We start from the raw sequence: 18,364 nt of genomic DNA, 5'->3' as shown, positions 1-18,364 counted from the left end.
GCCTGTCTTGTGCAGGCGACTATGATGAAGATCCGTTAATCCTTCGGTTCTTCTTGCGGCTTCAAGCTGATGCTCTCTCCATCCGCAACAATACTTATAACACGGAGCGTAAGACAGTTCTCCGGGCCGTGCGCACGCCCCGGCGAGCAAATGGCTCCACACGTCGCAAGTCGGCCGGCAGACGACGGCTATTTTCCGCTTCGGCTGCAATAGCGTGTGGAGTAGGGGGAGCTTCGATCTCCCTTGCCCAGCGTCCTTCCGGAGCCGTGCCATGCCTGCCTATCGTTCCCGTACCACCACCCACGGCCGCAACATGGCGGGCGCACGCGGGCTCTGGCGTGCGACGGGCATGAAGGACTCCGACTTTGGCAAGCCGATCATCGCGGTGGTGAACTCGTTCACGCAGTTCGTGCCGGGCCACGTGCACCTGAAGGACCTCGGCCAGCTGGTCGCGCGCCAGATCGAGGCGGCAGGCGGCGTCGCGAAGGAATTCAATACCATCGCGGTCGACGATGGCATCGCCATGGGCCACGACGGCATGCTCTACTCGCTGCCCAGCCGCGACCTGATCGCCGACAGCGTCGAGTACATGGTCAACGCGCACTGCGCCGATGCGATGGTCTGCATCTCCAACTGCGACAAGATCACGCCGGGCATGCTGATGGCGGCGCTGCGCATCAACATACCGGCCGTGTTCGTCTCGGGCGGTCCGATGGAGGCCGGCAAGGTCATCCTGAAGGGTAAGGAGCACGCGCTCGACCTGGTCGACGCCATGGTTGCCGCAGCCGACGAGTCCTACTCCGACGAGGATGTCGCGACAATCGAGCGCTCGGCCTGCCCGACGTGCGGATCGTGCTCGGGCATGTTCACCGCCAACTCGATGAACTGCCTGACCGAGGCGCTGGGCCTGTCGCTGCCTGGGAACGGTTCGATGCTGGCGACCCATGCCGATCGCGAGCGGCTGTTCCTGGAAGCTGGCCGGGTCGCCGTCGACCTGTGTCATCGCTACTACGAGGGCGAGGACGCCAGCGTCCTGCCGCGCAACGTCGCCAGCTTCGGCGCCTTCGAGAATGCGATGAGCCTCGATATCGCGATGGGCGGTTCGACCAACACCGTGCTCCACCTGCTCGCCGCAGCGCATGAGGCAGGGATCGACTTCACCATGGCCGACATCGACCGCTTGAGCCGCAAGGTGCCGTGCCTGTCCAAGGTCGCGCCGGCCAAGTCCGACGTCCACATGGAGGACGTCCACCGGGCGGGTGGCATCATGGCGATCCTGGGTGAGCTCGACCGCGCGGGCCTGATCAACAGCGACTTGCCCACCGTGCACTCGAAGAGCATCGGCGATGCCATCGCGCGCTGGGACATCGCGCTGCAGCCCTCCAGTGACGTGCGTGAGTTCTACGCCGCGGCGCCTGGCGGCGTGCCGACGCAGACCGCGTTCAGCCAGGCACGCCGGTGGGAAAGCCTCGACATCGACCGCGAGGCCGGCGTGATCCGCTCGGCCGAGCATGCCTTCAGCCAGGACGGCGGATTGGCCGTGCTCTCGGGCAACATCGCGCTCGACGGCTGCATCGTGAAGACCGCGGGTGTCGACGAGAAGATCCTGAAGTTCACCGGTCCGGCGCGGGTCTACGAGAGTCAGGACGCAGCGGTCGCGGGCATTCTCGGAGGCCAGGTCGTGGCGGGGGACGTAGTGGTGATACGCTACGAAGGACCGCGCGGCGGGCCGGGCATGCAGGAAATGCTCTACCCGACCAGCTACCTGAAGTCGAAGGGCTTGGGCGCAGCCTGCGCGCTGATCACCGACGGGCGCTTCTCTGGCGGCACGTCGGGCCTGTCGATCGGCCATGCCTCGCCCGAAGCGGCGGAAGGCGGCGCCATTGGCCTCATCGAGAACGGCGACGTAATCGAGATCGACATCCCCAATCGCACCATCAACCTCGCCGTCTCCGACGCGGTGCTGAAGGAGCGGCGCGACGCGATGGAGGCGCGGGGCGTCCACGCCTGGACCCCACTTCACCCGCGGCCGCGCAAGGTCTCGGTGGCGTTGCAGGCCTATGCGGCGATGACCACCAGCGCTGCGCGCGGTGCGGTGCGGGACGTGTCGCAGCTGAAGCGCGGCTGATGCGCGGCGCTGCCGTTCTCGCGCTGGTGCTGCTGGCCGGCTGCTCGTCACAGCAGGCGGACGAGACTCCGAAGGTGGCAGAGGGGGGCGAGCGCATCGCCTGCGCGCTGGCCGGGGCGCGCGAGTTCAGCGAGAGCTGCGCCGTCGATCGCGCCGAGGTCGACAACACGCTGACCTTGATCGTGCGGCACCCGGACGGTGCCTTCCGCCGGTTCGCCGTGGTGCGTGACGGCCGCGGGCTGGTCGTGGCCGATGGTTCGGAGCAGGCGCGAACGGCGATCGAGGGCGACAAGCTGGCGGTCAGCGTGGCGGATGACCGCTACCTCTTTCCGGCCAAGATCAAGTCCAAGCGGGCCGATGCGAAACCCTGACCAGATCCTCTCGGTGGCGCAGATGCGCGCTGCCGAGGATGCCCTGACCGCCGCCGGCACCAGCGTCGAGGCCTTGATGGACCGCGCAGGGCGCGGCGTCGCCGATTGGGTCTGGCGCATCGCTGGGCGGCAGCGTGTGACGGTGCTGTGCGGACCGGGCAACAACGGCGGCGACGGCTATGTCGTCGCGCAAAGCTTGCTCGAGCGCGGCGGCGACGCGGTGGTTGTTGCCGCTGGCGAGCCGCGCACCGATGCGGCGCGCAACGCACGCGCTCTGTTTGCAGGTCCGGTGCTGGACAGCGAAGCGATTGTTCAGGGCGAGGTCTTCGTCGACTGCCTGTTCGGCAGCGGCCTCTCGCGCCCGCTTGCACCCGAGCACGTGGCGCTGCTGGCAAGGCTGGCGCAGTCGCATCGTCGCACCGTGGCGGTCGATGTGCCGAGCGGCGTCGATGCCGACAGCGGCGCCTTCCTTTCCGATGACCTGCCGGCGTGCGACCTGACCCTGGCACTCGGCGCGTGGAAGCACACTCATAGTCTCATGCCTGCGGTGGCCAGCATGGGCATGCTGCAACTCGTCGACATTGGGGTGACGCAGCAAGCGGGCGCGGCACACGTGCTGGTTCGACCCTCGCTGAGAGCACCTGAGGCAGACGCTCACAAGTACCGGCGCGGCCTCGTCGCAGTCGTTGGCGGCGCCATGCCCGGGGCGGCGGGCCTCGCAGCGGAAGCTTGTGCGCGGGGCGGATGCGGCTACGTGCGGTTGAGCGCGCCCAAGGCGGTGCGGACCAGCCACGCCATCGTTCAGGCTGACAAGCCCGACTTCACCAAGGCCAAGGCGGTGCTTGTCGGGCCGGGACTAGGGCGCGACGATGCTGCGTGGCAGAAGTTGCACGACGCGCTTGGCAGCGGCGTGCCGGTGATGGCGGACGCCGATGCGCTGTGGCTGCTCGGCGAGAAGGGACCTGCAGGGCTCACCGCGCCGGCCATCATCACTCCGCATGAAGGCGAATTTGCGAAGATGTTTCCGGAATTGATGGGCAACAAGATCGAGCGTGCTCGGCAGGCCGCCTCGCAGAGCGGCAGCGTGATCGTGTACAAGGGGCCGGACACCGTGATCGCGGCGCCGGACGGCCGCGTCTCGATCGCCCCGCGCGCATCGACCTGGCTCTCCACCGCGGGAACCGGCGACGTCCTCGCCGGCCTGTGTGCCTCGCGGCTGGGCGTGACGGGCGACCCGTTACAAGCCGCCTGCGAGGCTGTGTGGCTGCACGGGGAGGCGGCGCGACTGGCCGGACCTGCGTTCGCGGCGGACGACCTGGTCGCGCATCTGCCCCAAGCCATGGCTGCCTGCCTGTGAGCCAGCCTGACGAGATCATCCGCATTGCTGCCAAGGGTGATGGCGTGACGTCGGACGGTCGCCATTTCGCCTTTAGTGCGCCGGGCGACCGGGTGCTCGCGGACGGAACCCTGGAGCTGGGACCGCGTCACGCCACGCCGCCGTGCCGCCACTTTGGTACGTGCGGGGGTTGCCAGCTCCAGCAGCTCGACGAGCCTACGCTGACCGAGTTCGTCGCCAGCCGCGTCGCGAATGCGGCGTCCGGTCAGGGCCTCGAACCCGAGCGGATTACGCCTCCCCACTTGTCGCCTCCGCGCACCCGGCGCCGCACGACGCTTCATGCCCAGCGTGTGGGCGGCCGGATCGCCATCGGCTTCCGCGAGATGGGATCGCACCGCATCGTCGACATGCACGAATGCCATGTGCTCGCGCCCGAGCTCTTCGCGCAAGTCGCACCTTTGCGCCGGATGCTCGCTGCGCAGCCGGGCAAGCTGGCGGTCGAAGTGGACATGGCGCTGAGCGAGCAAGGTGTCGATCTCGGGCTTAAGGGCCTGAAGGTCGAAGGCCTCGCCGCCACCGAGGCGCTGTTGGACTATGCGCGCCGCCAGTCGCTGGCGCGGATCACGCTCAACCAAGGCTATGGTCCAGAAGGCGCTTGGGAGCCGGAGCCCGTTACTGTGCGCCTCGGCGGCGTACCGGTGTCGCTGCCGCCCGGCGCCTTCCTGCAGGCCACTCGCGATGGCGAGGAGGCGCTGGTCGCTGCTGCACGCGAGTGGCTAGCCGGGGCGTCGACGATCGCGGACTTGTTCTCCGGCCTCGGCACCTTTGCCTTCGCGCTTGTGGGACCCGGCACCAAGGTGCTCGCCGCAGAAGCCGCGCGTGAGGCGCACCTTGCCTGCAGGATGGCGGCGGGGAGGGCGCAAGTGCCCATCCATGCGCTGCATCGCGACCTTTTCCGCAATCCGCTGCAGCCCGACGAACTGAACCGCTTTGCCGCGGTTCTGCTCGATCCGCCCCGCGCCGGTGCGCGCGAACAGGTCGGCTACATCGCACAAAGCACCGTCGACCGAGTCGTCTACATCTCGTGCAACCCGTCGAGCTGGGCGCGCGATGCCGGACTGCTGGTCGCCGGCGGCTATCGCCTGGCGGAGCTGCGGCCCATCGGCCAGTTCCGTTGGTCGACACACGTCGAGCTGGCCAGCTTGTTCGTGCGCTCTTAGCTTAGGTGCGAGCTACTCGCGCGTCGCCCGGTCCATCATGTCCATGAAGTCACGCGCGGCATCGCGATCGTCGGCGTCCTTGAAGGCAACGTCGAGATCGGGCGCGGCGCCGAGCAGGTACATCAGCGTCCACAGCGCGAAACGGCGGCCGCGATCGCTCTCCATGCCGAGGTCGACACCCATGCGCTCGATTCCGGCCGCCAGCGCGGGCGGCGCGATCGCGTCCATGTCGGCAGTGCCGAAGTAGCGACGCAGCTGGTCATCGAAGTCCATCAATCGTCTCCCAGCAGCACTTGCGCGTAGGCAGCGGGATCGGTGTTCCCACCCGACAGGATCACGGCGGTGCGCGGCTGCACCGCGATCCTGCCCGCCAGCACCGCTGCAAGCGCCGCCGCGCCGCCCGGCTCCACGACCAGCCGCAGCTTGGCAAAGGCGAGCCGCTGCGCCGCGCGCACTTCGCTCGGCGTCACGGTTGCCGCCTGCGTCACGCGGCCCTGCAGCACATCGAGGTTGATCTGGTGTGTAACCGGCGGCTGTAGCGCATCGCAGTTCGTCGGCGGGGCGCCGGGGCCGACCGGCACCAGGCTCCCTGCGGCAAGGCTCTGCCCCACCGTATCCCAGCCCTCGGGTTCGACTGGCACCACTAGCGCGTCCGGACACGCGAGCGCGAGCCCGCCTGCGAGGCCGCCACCGCCGCACGGCGCGACGATCAGTCGCGGCTCATCACCCGCTAGCTCGGCCATTTGCGCCGCGATCTCGATCCCGGCGCTGCCCTGGCCTTCGATCACCCACGGATCGGCGAAGGCATGGACCAACGTCGCGCCACGTTCGGCGACCAGCCGCGCCGCCACCTCGTCGCGGTTCTCGCCAGCGGGCCGATCGTAGAGCACGACCTCCGCACCGAGCGCGCGCGTCGCCGCCAGCTTCACCGCCGGCGCATCCACCGGCATGACAATGGTGGCCGCAATCCCCAGCCGCGCTGCCGACCACGCGACGCCTTGCGCATGGTTGCCGCTCGACACACCGACGACGCCGCGCGCGCGTTCGGCTGCATCGAGATCGGTCAGCCGGTGCCATGCCCCGCGGATCTTGAATGCGCCAACGGGCTGCAGGCACTCGGCCTTGCACCAGATCGTCTGCCCATCGATCTCCAGCGGCAGCAATGGGGTGGGCGGCAGGATAGCCGCGATCTTTTCAGCCGCGCGCTGCACGCCGGCATGAGTGGGCATACGGGAGATGGTCATGGCTGTTGCGGTAGGCCTTGCGCCCTACCGGGAGCAAGCCCCGTAGCGGCGTTGTTGTGTTGTCATATGCCGGACCTATATGCACCACCTTCGCGGGTTCCCCCCGGATGAGGAGAAGTGCCAAGTGAGCAAGGTTCTGGTGATCGGCGCAGGCGGCGTCGGATCGGTTGCGGTCCACAAGATGGCGATGAACGCGGACATCTTCTCCGACATCCACCTCGCAAGCCGCACCGTTTCCAAGTGCGAGGCGATCGCCCAGTCGGTGAAGGAGCGCACTGGCGTCACCATCCAGACTTATGCGATCGACGCCGACGATGTCGCCGCCACCACCAAGCTGATCGAGAGCATCGGCCCCAAGCTGGTCGTCAACCTGGCGCTGCCCTACCAGGACCTGGCGATCATGGACGCGTGCCTGGCAGCCGGCGCCAACTACCTTGACACCGCCAATTACGAGCCGCGCGACCAGGCCAAGTTCGAATACCACTGGCAGTGGGCCTATCAGGACAAGTTCAAGGCGGCCGGCCTGATGGCGCTGCTCGGTTCGGGCTTCGATCCCGGTGTCACAAGTGTCTTCGCTATGTGGTTGAAAAAGCACAAGCTCAAGACCATTCGCCTGCTCGACATCCTCGACTGCAACGGCGGCGATCACGGCCAGGCCTTCGCCACCAACTTCAACCCGGAGATCAACATCCGCGAAGTGACCGCGCCTGCGCGTCACTGGGAGAATGGCCAGTTCGTCGAGACCCCGGCAATGGGCGTGAAGCAGCAGTTCGACTTCGAGGGCGTCGGGCCCAAGAACATGTACATGATGTACCACGAGGAGCTGGAAAGCCTCGCCAAGTTCCTGCCCGAGATGGAGCGGGCGCGCTTCTGGATGACATTCGGCGACGCTTACATCCAGCACCTCACCGTACTGCAGAATGTCGGGATGACTCGCATCGATCCGGTCACCTACAACGGCGTCGAGATCATCCCGCTGCAGTTCCTGAAAGCCGTTCTGCCTGAACCCGCTTCGCTCGGCCCAACGACCAAGGGCAAGACCAACATCGGTGACATCGCAACCGGAGAAGCGCTGGACGGTTCGGGCGAGAAGACATTCTATATAAAGAATATTTGCGACCACGAAGAGGCCTATGCCGAGACCGGTAACCAGGCCGTCAGCTACACCACCGGCGTGCCGGCGATGATCGGGGCGGCGATGCTGCTCACGGGCAAATGGAGCGGCGAGGGCGTGTTCAACATGGAGCAACTCGATCCCGATCCGTTCATGGACATGCTAAACACGCAGGGCCTTCCCTGGACTGTCGAGGAACTCGACGGACCGCTGGCATTCTGATGCGGCGGCTCCTCATCGCCGCGCTCGGCGGCCTCGTCCTTGCCGGTTGCACCCCGACCGAAGCGCCGCCAGAGGCCGGAGGGCAGTCGTTCCCGCGTGATATGAGCGTGGCTGACCGTGCGGCATGCGCCGCTGTTGGCGGGCAGGTGGAGCGGCGCGGACGGCTCCAGGCCGAGCAGTGCGTCCACCCCTTCGCCGATGCCGGCAAGGCCTGCACCGACAAGGCTCAGTGCCAAGGCAAGTGCATCGCCCAAGGCAACGCGAGCGACGCAACGGCAGGTCAGTGCCAAGCCGACGACAGGATGTTCGGATGCTACTCGGAGATCGTCGGCGGCAAAGCCTCGAACGCGATCTGCGTCGATTGAGCCGCACGTGAACTGGTCCTTCGTGGCTCTGACACGAACGGACAAGGTCTAATGATCGTCCTGAAAGGTTGAGCTAGATGGAAACCAAAGCCGGCGACCCAGGCGCCTTTGCCCAGTTCGATCTCAGCCGTGTCGACAGCCCCGCTTTCGTCGTCGACGCGGCGCGTCTGCGTGCCAACTTGCGCGTGCTGCAGGATGTAGGCGAGCGTTCGGGCGCGAAGGTGCTCGCGGCGTTGAAGGCGTTCTCGATGTGGTCGACAGCGCCGATCGTCGGCGAGTACCTCGACGGCGTGTGCACCTCAGGGCTTTGGGAAGCCCGCCTCGCCTCCGAGTTCTACGATGGCGAGATCACGACCTACTGCGCGGCCTACAAGCCCGAGGATCTGCCCGAGATCCTGCGCTTGTCCGACCACGTGATCTTCAACTCACCCGGCCAGATCGAGCGCCTTTGGCCGATCATCGAGCATGCCCGCGCAGCTGGAGAGGATTTCGATATCGGCTTGCGGATCAATCCCTTGCATGCCGAAGGTGAGGTGCCGCGCTATGATCCCTGCGCTCCGCACTCACGCCTGGGCTTTCCGATCGATCAGCTGACGGAAGAGCATATGGAGCTGGTCGACGGCATCCACATGCACACCTTGTGCGAGCAGGACTTCGAGCCGCTGGCACGCACTTGGGACAAGGTGTTCGACTACCTCGAACCCTACTTCGGCCAGTTCAAGTGGATCAACCTGGGTGGTGGCCATCATATCACGCGCGCCGATTACCAGCGCGAGGAACTGATCGAGTTCCTGTCCGACATCGCCGAGGATACCGGCGCCGATGTCTATATCGAGCCGGGCGAGGCCATCGCACTCGACGCCGGGATCCTGGTGGGCACTGTGCTCGATACCGGGTGGAACGGCATGCCGGTGGCCATTACCGACATCTCCGCCACCTGCCACATGCCCGACGTGATCGAGGCGCCGTACCGTCCGGCCATGCTGGGAGAGGGCGCCGGTCCGGGCGACGAGCTCGGCGGGCCGGGAGGGGGCCGCATTCGGCTGGGCGGCCCCTCGTGCCTCGCTGGCGACGTCATCGGCGACTATGTTCTGCCAGTCACGGCCGAGCCGGGCGCACGTTTCGCCTTCCTCGATCAGGCGCACTATTCGATGGTCAAGACCACGACCTTCAACGGCGTGCCGCTCCCTTCCATTTGGTTGTGGGACTCGGGGACCGATGCGCTCGAGTGCATCAAGCGCTTTGATTACGAGGACTTCCGTGATCGTCTGAGTTAAGCGAGGCCGGTAGCATGAATGATCGGCCCAGCTCACGTAAGCCCCGCGCGGGCCTGAGTGGCGAAACCACCTCCTGTCAGTGACGTTCATCGCATGCCGTCGCCCTGGAGCCGCGGCACGGGAGAGACCACACGATGCCGCCAAACCGACGCGTTTTCGCAACTTTACCGCCACATAGCCGAGCGCAAAAATCCTTCCATGAAGCTTTTGTGACGGGCCGTGTTTTTCACTTGCGATTCAGGTCTACCCCCCTATATCCGCCCTCCGCTGCCCCATGGGGACTTCCAAACCGCAAGGCAGCTCTTGTCTAACAATCCGTTTGGGGGTCCCTTGAGTTGCACCATCATCTTGACGCATCGGCTGTAGCGCGCGCCCTTTCGCCCGACGAACCCGTTATCCTCAACCGTCCGCACGCCGCGGAGCGGGCTGCACGTTTCTTCGCCACGAAGTTCCCGGGCAAGTCGCTCTATGCGGTAAAGGCGAACCCTTCGCCTGAGCTGCTGCCGATCCTGTGGAAGGGCGGCATCACCCACTACGACGTGGCTTCGATCGCCGAGGTTCGCCTTGTTCGTGGCGTGTTGCCCGAAGCGACGCTGTGCTTCATGCACCCCGTCAAGACCGCCAGCGCCATCCGCGAGGCCTACTTCGTGCATGGCGTGCGCACCTTCAGCCTCGACACGCGCGAGGAGCTCGAGAAGATCGTCGCGGCGACCGCCGACGATCAGGGCAACCCGGCCGCCGACTTGCGTCTCTGCGTGCGCCTGCGCGTCTCGTCCGAGTACTCGGAGCTGAGCCTCGCGTCGAAGTTCGGCATCGACCTCGCCGACGCAGGTCCGCTGCTGCAGGAGACTCGCCAGGTCGCCGACTGGCTCGGCGTCTGCTTCCATGTGGGCAGCCAGGCGATGACCCCGTTTGCCTATGTCCAGGCGCTGGAGCGCGTGCGTGCGGCGATCGCCGACGCTGGCGTCGTCATCGACATGATCGATGTTGGCGGAGGCTTCCCCTCGGTCTACCCGGGCATGGAGCCGCCGCCGCTGGAAGACTACTTCGCGATCATCCACCGTCACTTCGAGGCGCTGCCGATCGCCTACAACGCCGAGCTGTGGTGCGAGCCTGGCCGTGCGCTGTGCGCCGAGTACAACTCGCTGATCGTCAAGGTCGAGAAGCGCCGTGGGAAGGAGCTTTACATCAACGATGGTGCCTACGGCGCCCTTTACGATGCCGCGCACGTCGCTTGGCGCTTTCCGGTCAAGATCCTCAACGATGCGCGCTCCGAGGTGATGGAGGACTTCGCGTTCTACGGCCCCACGTGCGACGATGCCGACTACATGGAAGGCCCTTTCCAGCTCTCGGCAGACATCAAGGCGGGTGACTTCATCGAGATCGGCATGCTCGGCGCATACGGCGCGGCGATGCGCACCGCGTTCAACGGCTTCGGCCAGGGCGAGAGCGTGATCGTGACGGACGAGCCGATGGCCAGCCTCTACACCGGCGAGCGCAAGGATCCGCGCGTCTCGGACAACGTCGTCTCGCTGCGCTGAGCTGAGCGGCAGCTTCTGATCGCAAGAAGGCCTTCCGAAGCACGTGCTTCGGGAGGTCTTCTTTCGTCATGCTGCGTGAGATTAGTGGGACATCTCATCGGCCGGGAGCCGTTCACTGCGGGTCGCTTGAACATGAGCGTCGAAGGCTTGCAGCGACAACGGCGATCCGAATAGCGGACCTTCAAAGGATTGGCAGCCACATTCGCGCATGAACGCGAACTGCGGCTCGATCTCGATGCCTTGCGCCAGGACCGTAAGGCCGAGTTCCTGCGCCAATTCCACCAGGTTGCGCGCCACCGTCGCAGCCTTGCGGTTGTCCGTGCCATCTGCCGTGGAGTTGGCGTCGAGGTTAAGCTGCTGTAGCGGCATGTGCTCGAGGTACGTCAAGGCGTTGCTGCCTGTGCCTACGCCACTGAGGGCGATAGACAGACCCAGCGCTCGCAACTGGTCCATACGCTCGACGAGCGGCGCGTAATCCGCAGTCGCAGCGCGACCGTTCAGGTCGAGCCTTAAATGGCGCGCATGGACGCCATGCGAGCGCAGGCTCTCCCCCAGCTCCTCGACGAACCCAGCCGACAGCAGGCGTTCGGGACTGACGCCGACGCTCAGAACCAGATCGTAGGTGTGGGAGCGCAGCTGCCAGCGCGAGAGGGTATGCACCGCCTCGGCGAGCAACCAGGCGTCGATCTGACTGGCAAGGCCGGCCTTCTCGGCGGTCGCCATGCATGCCCCCGCATCAAAGCGCGCCCCGGTCACGCGGTTCCAGCGGAGCACGGCCTCGGCCCCGATCACCTTGCGCGAGCGATCCACTTGGGGTCGCAGCAGCAGTTCCAGTTCGCCCTGCGCAACCGCAGATGCCAACTCGCGCGCCAACCTCTTGTTGAGCGCCGCACGTCGCCGCACGACATAGTGCATCGCTCCCAAGAGGAAGACAGTGGCGGTGGCATTAAGCCAAGCCATGACGATCCGGATCGGGTCGGCGACCGGCTGGGCAAACTGGAAGTGGAGCGGCATGCTCGAAAAGGCGACGAAGCCGCAGATCGAGGCGCAGATAGTAGCGAGCGGTGCCAAGCCGGGCGCACGGCGGAAATCGATATAGGCGCCGAAACCGATGACCAGGAAGTAGCCATGGCTGGTACGGGGCACCGCATCTGTGGGAAGGTCGAGGACGAGGCAGAACGTCGTCGTGATCGCCAGGCACAGGATTTCAGCGAGGATCATGCCGGTCGAGAGGCAGACCCGCTCCGAGATCATCCAGCAGCAACCCATTAGGACTGCGCCGGCGGCGAGTATCAGCGCCAGGAGCGGCTCGGCTAGGATCAGGAAGACCAGCGTCCAGACCAGGCAAACCGCGACCGCCAGAGGCAGCATGCGACTGCAAGCGGCACGAAGCTGTCGCTGCGTTTGCTCGCTGTCAAAAAGGGCATGCGGGGATACGCCGATCAGCATGCCTCATCGCCAAGGGAGTTCCTCGGCGCTCCGTTAGGGGGACCAGGTTTCAGTACGCGGGTTTTGTGGCTTATTCTTGATAAGGGATACTTAACATTCCTCTAAGAGCTCGGCGAAATCGTCACGATGTCGGTGATCCGGCTTACGCAGTTGCTCCGCTTATGACTACTCGCGCTTTCGCCGGCGCCGCTTTCGGTATTGCTTCGCGTCATCAGTGGCTTAGCATACGCGTGCGCGCCAACGCGTGCGGGAGAAGCCCGGAATGAAGCATGTCGCCGCGATGATGGGGCTCTGCTCCGCACTTGTCTGCACGCCGGTGCACGCCGAAAGCGCGCGTGACATCCTGGTGAGTGCCGCGTTCGGTGCGCGCGAGAAGGGTGTGGCGCTCGCGCGGATAGGCCAGGCGCTCGCTTCGGCCGACGCGGCGATCAAGCGCGACCCGCGGGACGAGAATGCACGACTGCAGCGTGCCCTCGCCATCAGTTACCGCGGTAAGCTTACCCGCAGCCGTGCCGACGTCATCGCTGCCAGACGTGAGTTCGAAGCGCTCGTCGTGGCAGATCCGCGAAACCCCGAGACGCACCTTGCGCTCGCCGGGTGGCATCTTGCTGCGGTGATCGAATTGGGGCCATTCATGGCGCGCACCGTGCTTGGCGCTCGGGCCGCAACGGGCAACACCGCTCTTGGTCGAGCCTTGGCGCTAGGTGGCAATCATGCTGCCGTTCCGGCGCTAGCCAGCCTGCAGCGTATCCAGATCGATCCCGCGGATGTGGCCGGAGCGCGTCGCCTGGCGGAGGCGGCCGTCGCTGCCAGCGCCGACAACGTCTTCGATCGGCTGATGCAAAGACAGGCCGCGGCACTGCTGGTCATGCTGCGCAAGGGTGACGGGCGGGCTGCGGCAAGCCTTGCCAAACTGCTCATGCCGTTCGGCAGGATCAGCGCTTAGAAGCTACCTGCTCAGGAAGGCGGTCTCAGCAAAAAAGGGCTCCGGTTCGCACCGGAGCCCTTTCCTAATCGAGGCAGCGTCGCCGATCGGCGCCTGGCTCAGCGCTGGTCGAGCGGCACGTAGTCGCGCTGCGTCGGGCCGGTGTAGAGCTGGCGCGGACGGCCGATCTTCTGGCCTGGATCGCTGATCATCTCGTTCCATTGCGCAACCCAGCCGACGGTGCGAGCCAGCGCGAACAGCACGGTGAACATCGTGGTCGGGAAGCCGATCGCCGAGAGGATCACGCCCGAATAGAAATCGACGTTGGGGAACAGCTTCTTCTCGATGAAGTAGTCGTCCTTCAGCGCCAGTTCCTCGAGGCGCAGCGCGGTCTCGAACAGCGGATCGTCGACCTTGAGCGCTTCGAAGACTTCGCGCACGGTCGACTGCATGACCGTCGCGCGGGGGTCGTAGTTCTTGTACACGCGGTGGCCGAAGCCCATCAGGCGGAACGGATCGTTCTTGTCCTTCGCACGCTCGATGTAGTGCGGGATCTTGTCCGGCGTGCCGATCTCCTTGAGCATGTTGAGCGCCGCTTCGTTGGCGCCGCCATGCGCAGGACCCCACAGGCAGGCGATACCCGCGGCGATGCACGCGAACGGGTTTGCGCCCGACGATCCGGCAAGCCGCACGGTCGAGGTCGAGGCGTTCTGCTCGTGGTCGGCATGGAGGATGAAGATCCGGTCCATCGCCTTTTCCACGGCCGGCACCACCTCATATTCCTCCGCGGGCACACCGAACGTCATGCGCAGGAAGTTGCCGGTGTAGCTGAGATTGTTGTCGGGGTAGAGGAAGGGCTGCCCGACCGAGTACTTGTACGCCATCGCCGCGATCGTCGGCATCTTGGCAATCAGACGGTGCGAGCTGATCTTGCGGTGCTCGGGGTCCGCAATGTCGGTGCTGTCATGGTAGAACGCCGAAAGCGCACCGACCACGCCGCACATGATCGCCATCGGGTGCGCGTCACGGCGGAAGCCGCGGTAAAACGTTGCAAGCTGCTCGTGCAGCATGGTGTGGCGGGTAATAGTGGTGGAGAAGTTGTCGAGCTCGGCCCCGCTTGGCAGCTCGCCGTTCAGCAGGAGGTAGCACACTTCCATGAAGCTGGATTGCTCGGCAAGCTGCCCGATCGGATAACCGCGGTGCAGAAGGACGCCTTCGTCACCATCAATGTAGGTCAGCGCGGATTCGCAAGCCGCCGTCGAAGTGAAGCCGGGATCGAAGGTGAACTGCCCGGTCTGCGCATAGAGCTTGCGGATGTCGATCACATCCGGACCGACGCTGCCTTGCAGAACCGGGTAGTCGAAATCCTTGCCAGCGATGGTGAGTTTTGCCTGGTTAGCCAAGTGTCTTTACTCCCTAGACATGCGACCCTGCCGAAGCGCTAGCCTGCGCGGCAATCCGCGCAAGGCTCTCGTCCCGGCCGAGCAGAACCAAAACGTCGAAGATTCCTGGCGAGGTCGTCTGACCCGTCAGGGCAGCTCGCAGGGGCTGTGCCAGCTTGCCGAGGCCTAGCCCCAGCTCCTCGGCCATGGTTTTCAGTGCCGCCTCGAGCGGCTCGGCCAACCATTGCGCCTGAGTGGCAAGTCGATCGTGCATGACGGCGAGGCGCTCTTGCGCGTCGTCGGTCAGCAGCGCGGCCGCTTTCTCGCTGAGCGCCAGCGGTCGCGTCGCAAACAGGAACGCAGCCCCGTCAGCGAGTTCGTTGATGTCCTTCGCGCGCACCTTGAGCACCGGCATGGCGCGGGTGAGCAGATCAAGGTCCGGCGTACCACCAAGGCGTTCGGCGACCATGGCGGCGAGGCGGGCATCATCCGCCTCGCGCATGTAGTGACCATTGAGGTTCTGGAGCTTGACCAGATCGAAGCGGGAGGGCGACTTGCCGACGTCGGCCATATCGAACCACTCGACGGCCTGCTCGCGGGCGATGATCTCGTCGTCGCCATGTCCCCAGCCAAGCCGCAGCAGGTAGTTAAACAAGGCTTCGGGCAGGATGCCCAGGTCGTCACGGTAACTGTCGACGCCCAGCGCTCCATGGCGCTTGGAAAGCTTTGCTCCGTCCGATCCATGGATCAGCGGCACATGCCCATAGACCGGCCGCTCCCAGCCTTCGATGGCGCTCATCGCATCGATGATCGCCAATTGGCGGAACGCGTTGTTGAGGTGGTCGTCGCCCCGGATCACGTGGGTCACGCCCATGTCGTGATCATCCACCACCACCGCCAGCATGTACGTGGGGGTACCGTCAGAGCGCAGCAGGACGAAGTCGTCGATCTCTTCGTTGCGGACGGTAACGCGGCCTTGGACCAGATCGTCGATGACGGTTTCGCCATCCCGAGGAGCCTTGACGCGCACGACATAGGGGGCATCGGACGGGTATTCGGCAGCGTCGGCATCACGCCATGCGCTGAGCAATCGGAACGGCCGCCGCTCCTCCTGCGCCTTGGCACGGTGAGCGGCGAGCTCCTCTTGCGTCATGTAGCAGCGATAGGCCTGGCCGGCCTCGATCAGCTTGTGCGCGACTTCGGCATGGCGGGCGGAGCGGGCGAACTGGAAGGTCGCAGGCTCGTCACCGTCGAGGCCGAGCCAGCTCAGGCCGTCGAAGATGGCGCCGATCGCCGGCTCGGTCGATCGTGCGCGGTCGGTGTCTTCAATGCGCAGGAGGTACTTGCCGCCATGATGACGAGCATAGAGCCAGTTGAACAGCGCCGTGCGAGCTCCGCCGATATGGAGGTAACCCGTCGGTGAGGGCGCAAACCGCGTGACGACCGGCCGGGCGCCGGCGTTTCCGCCTGGCGTGGCCTGCGTTACGCTGCCGCTTGCCATCACTCGATCCTTCCTGTCCAATGCGCGCCATGGCCAGCGGAGCCGCGCGTCAAGATATCCTGCCCCAAGGCGCTCCGGAGAACGCTGCATTGCAACATCGGCCATGGAACAGTGCGGCGCGGTTGTCGAGGCCCTTGCAGTCCATCGAGCAATTTCTTGGCGGCGCGCAGTTCGACCGCGCGCCGTGGCTCGCGGTGGCATTCGGCAGCGGGATCGTCCTCTGGTTCGCTCTCCCGCATGCCGGGCAGTGGTTGGCGCTGCTCGCGCTTTGCCTCGCTGTCTCGGCGACTTGCGCTGCAATCCTCCGATCCAGCGGCAACTATCCTTACCTGAGGTCGGCCGGGATCATCGTGCCTTTGGTACTCGCCGCCGGGTGTGGTTCGGTGTGGATGCGCTCGCATCTCGTGGGCGCTCAGCCGATTGCCCGGCCCATGGTATCGACGCTGACAGGGCGGATCCTGGCAGTGGAGCCGCAGCCTGCGCAGCAGCGCACACGCATCATCCTCGCAGCACGGGAGCCTGAGACGGCGCGCGCAATCCGCGTTCGCTTGAACCTGTCCGATAACCAGGGTTCGGGTGGGCGGCCTTTGCGCGCCGGTGCTTTGGTCCAGGTTCGGGCGCGCTTGGTACCACCCGCGGCGCCGATGCTGCCAGGCGGCTACAACTTCGCGCGCACGGCCTGGTTCAGCGGGCTGGCGGCGACCGGGTCTGCGCTATCACCTCCGATCGTGCTGGAGCGCGGACGCGGTGGTGTGTGGCTGAGCGGAGTGCAAAGCGCACTGAACGAGCATGTGCGGGCTCGCCTCGATGCAAGCGAGGCGGGCATTGCCGCGGCGCTGGTCACTGGCGACATGGGCGGGATCACGGATGGGGACACAGAGGCGATGCGCGACTCTGGCCTTGCGCATCTGCTCTCCATCAGTGGGCTCCATGTCAGCGCAGTAATCGGCGCTGTGTACTTCGTTGCGCTGCGGCTGCTTGCACTATGGCCATGGCTGACCTTGCGCGTGCGCTTGCCGGTCATCGCTGCCGGGTTCGGCGCCCTGGCTGGCCTTGGCTACACGCTCGTCAGCGGCTCTCAAGTCCCCACCGTGCGATCCTGCATCGGCGCCTTGCTCGTCCTCGCCGCATTGGCGCTCGGCCGTGAGGCGCTGTCGCTGCGGATGCTGGCGATAGCGGCCTTCCTCGTGCTGCTCCTATGGCCCGAGGCGGTGATCGGACCCAGCTTTCAGATGAGCTTTGCCGCGGTTCTGGCGATCGTCGCCCTGTCGGGTGCGGCACCGATCCGCGCGTTCATCGCGCCCCGCGAGGAGAGCCTGCTGCTGCGGGCACTTCGTCATCTCGCGATTCTGCTGCTCACCGGTGTCGTCATTGAGTTGGCGTTGATGCCGATCGGCTTGTACCATTTTCATCGCGCGGGACTCTACGGCGCTTTGGCCAACATCGTCGCCATCCCGTTGACGACGCTGGTGATCATGCCCGCGGTGCTCGGTGCGCTGGTACTCGACGTCGTCGGTCTGGGCGCACCGGCATGGTGGATCGCGAGCCAATCGGTAGCCTTGCTGACCGGCATCGCGCACTGGGTTGCGAGCAGGCCCGGGTCGGTGACCGTGATGCCGGCATTCGGCGGTGAAGCGCTCGCGCTGTTCGTGGCCGGGGCACTCTGGCTGGGATTGTGGAGCAGCAAGGTGCGCTGGCTTGGGCTGCTTCCTGTTTGCGCCGGCGTGGCCCTGCTGCTTGCCGCTCGCCCCGCCGATGTGCTGGTGTCCTCGGATGGCCGGCATGTCGGTCTGATGTCCGGCGACGGCACCACCCTGTACATTTTGCGCGAGACCAGGAGCGACTTCGTACGCGACAACCTGACCGAGATCGCTGGGATGAGCGGCGCGCCTGTCCTCATTTCGTCATGGCCGGGCGCGCGGTGCAATTCCGATGCTTGCGTGATTGTGGTAGCCCGGGGCGGCCGCGAATGGCGGCTGTTGCTAACACTCGGGCACGGTGTGCTCCCCGAACGATCCCTGGCGGCGGTCTGCGAGCGGGTCGACCTGGTCGTCGCGGATCGTTGGCTTCCGCGCAGTTGCCAGCCTCGCTGGCTCAAGGCCGATCGCAATCTGCTGGCCCGCACAGGCGGCCTCGCCATCGACTTGAGCGCGCCGCATGTCCGCACCGTAGCCGAGGGCGAAGGCGATCATGGCTGGTGGCGCGTGGTCGAGGACAGGCCTAAGCGACCTCGCCCGACTGCCACACCAGCATCGCCGGCCAAACCGCCGGGCTGACCCGGAGATCAGC

At 65.8% G+C, this 18,364-nt stretch carries 15 protein-coding genes; 10 read left to right on the top strand and 5 right to left on the bottom strand.

Going from position 1 to position 18,364, the window contains the following annotated elements:
* Nucleotides 1–271 precede the first annotated feature (271 nt).
* From ilvD to GV044_RS07050, 4 genes are read left to right on the top strand one after another with little or no spacing between them, the layout of a single operon-like run.
* Nucleotides 272–2,128 (top strand): dihydroxy-acid dehydratase, encoded by a 1,857-nt coding sequence (ilvD, locus tag GV044_RS07065; RefSeq protein ID WP_159867336.1) that lies wholly within the window; start codon nt 272–274, stop codon nt 2,126–2,128.
* Nucleotides 2,128–2,499 carry a hypothetical protein gene (locus GV044_RS07060; RefSeq protein ID WP_159867333.1) on the top strand — a complete coding sequence of 124 codons (372 nt, stop codon included), beginning with the start codon at nt 2,128–2,130 and terminating at the stop codon, nt 2,497–2,499. The genes ilvD and GV044_RS07060 overlap by 1 nt, the downstream gene beginning before the upstream one ends.
* Nucleotides 2,486–3,856, top strand: coding sequence for an NAD(P)H-hydrate dehydratase (locus tag GV044_RS07055; RefSeq protein ID WP_159867330.1), 1,371 nt, complete (start codon nt 2,486–2,488; stop codon nt 3,854–3,856). Before GV044_RS07060 ends, GV044_RS07055 begins: the two co-directional genes overlap by 14 nt.
* Entirely contained in the window at nt 3,853–5,055 is a 1,203-nt protein-coding gene (locus tag GV044_RS07050) for a class I SAM-dependent RNA methyltransferase (RefSeq protein ID WP_159867327.1), read from the top strand. The genes GV044_RS07055 and GV044_RS07050 overlap by 4 nt, the downstream gene beginning before the upstream one ends.
* A 12-nt stretch (nt 5,056–5,067) precedes the next feature.
* Here GV044_RS07050 and GV044_RS07045 read toward each other — a convergent pair whose 3' ends face one another.
* Together GV044_RS07045 and GV044_RS07040 are read right to left on the bottom strand one after the other, a co-directional pair.
* Nucleotides 5,068–5,328, bottom strand: coding sequence for a hypothetical protein (locus tag GV044_RS07045; RefSeq protein WP_159867324.1), 261 nt, complete (start codon nt 5,326–5,328; stop codon nt 5,068–5,070).
* The gene (locus GV044_RS07040; RefSeq protein WP_159867321.1) at nt 5,328–6,299 is read right to left on the bottom strand and encodes a threonine/serine dehydratase; all 972 of its coding nucleotides are present in this window, start codon (nt 6,297–6,299) and stop codon (nt 5,328–5,330) included. The genes GV044_RS07045 and GV044_RS07040 overlap by 1 nt, the downstream gene beginning before the upstream one ends.
* 124 nt (nt 6,300–6,423) lie before the next feature.
* Between GV044_RS07040 and GV044_RS07035 the strand changes: the two genes are divergently transcribed.
* The 4 genes from GV044_RS07035 to GV044_RS07020 all read left to right on the top strand — a co-directional run bounded on the left by GV044_RS07035 (nt 6,424) and on the right by GV044_RS07020 (nt 10,818).
* Nucleotides 6,424–7,635, top strand: a complete 1,212-nt coding sequence (locus GV044_RS07035) for a saccharopine dehydrogenase family protein (RefSeq protein WP_159867318.1) — start codon at nt 6,424–6,426, stop codon at nt 7,633–7,635.
* Nucleotides 7,635–8,000, top strand: a complete 366-nt coding sequence (locus GV044_RS07030) for a hypothetical protein (RefSeq protein ID WP_159867315.1) — start codon at nt 7,635–7,637, stop codon at nt 7,998–8,000. Before GV044_RS07035 ends, GV044_RS07030 begins: the two co-directional genes overlap by 1 nt.
* A 77-nt stretch (nt 8,001–8,077) precedes the next feature.
* Entirely contained in the window at nt 8,078–9,277 is a 1,200-nt protein-coding gene (locus GV044_RS07025; RefSeq protein WP_159867312.1) for a carboxynorspermidine decarboxylase, read from the top strand.
* Nucleotides 9,278–9,612: 335 nt separating this feature from the next.
* Nucleotides 9,613–10,818 carry a type III PLP-dependent enzyme gene (locus tag GV044_RS07020; protein ID WP_159867309.1) on the top strand — a complete coding sequence of 402 codons (1,206 nt, stop codon included), beginning with the start codon at nt 9,613–9,615 and terminating at the stop codon, nt 10,816–10,818.
* An 81-nt stretch (nt 10,819–10,899) separates the two neighbouring features.
* Here the strand turns inward: GV044_RS07020 and GV044_RS07015 are convergent, their stop codons facing one another.
* A complete protein-coding gene (locus tag GV044_RS07015; protein WP_159867306.1) occupies nt 10,900–12,189 on the bottom strand; it encodes an EAL domain-containing protein in 1,290 nt (429 codons plus the stop codon).
* 340 nt (nt 12,190–12,529) lie between these two features.
* Between GV044_RS07015 and GV044_RS07010 the strand changes: the two genes are divergently transcribed.
* Nucleotides 12,530–13,213, top strand: a complete 684-nt coding sequence (locus GV044_RS07010; RefSeq protein ID WP_236554768.1) for a hypothetical protein — start codon at nt 12,530–12,532, stop codon at nt 13,211–13,213.
* 98 nt (nt 13,214–13,311) lie between these two features.
* On the opposite strand, the gene GV044_RS07005 is transcribed toward GV044_RS07010, so the two are convergent.
* Nucleotides 13,312–14,595: a citrate synthase gene (locus tag GV044_RS07005; RefSeq protein ID WP_159867303.1), complete on the bottom strand. Its 1,284-nt coding sequence runs from the start codon at nt 14,593–14,595 to the stop codon at nt 13,312–13,314.
* A gap of 13 nt (nt 14,596–14,608) precedes the next feature.
* Nucleotides 14,609–16,075, bottom strand: a complete 1,467-nt coding sequence (gene gltX, locus GV044_RS07000; protein WP_159867300.1) for a glutamate--tRNA ligase — start codon at nt 16,073–16,075, stop codon at nt 14,609–14,611.
* A 29-nt stretch (nt 16,076–16,104) separates the two neighbouring features.
* Between gltX and GV044_RS06995 the strand changes: the two genes are divergently transcribed.
* Nucleotides 16,105–18,351 (top strand): ComEC/Rec2 family competence protein, encoded by a 2,247-nt coding sequence (locus GV044_RS06995; protein WP_159867297.1) that lies wholly within the window; start codon nt 16,105–16,107, stop codon nt 18,349–18,351.
* Nucleotides 18,352–18,364 lie beyond the last annotated feature (13 nt).

Source organism: Novosphingobium sp. 9U, from assembly GCF_902506425.1.
Lineage (GTDB): Bacteria > Pseudomonadota > Alphaproteobacteria > Sphingomonadales > Sphingomonadaceae > Novosphingobium.
Note: the sequence above shows the minus strand (reverse complement) of the source record. Positions and strands in the feature narration are given on the sequence as shown.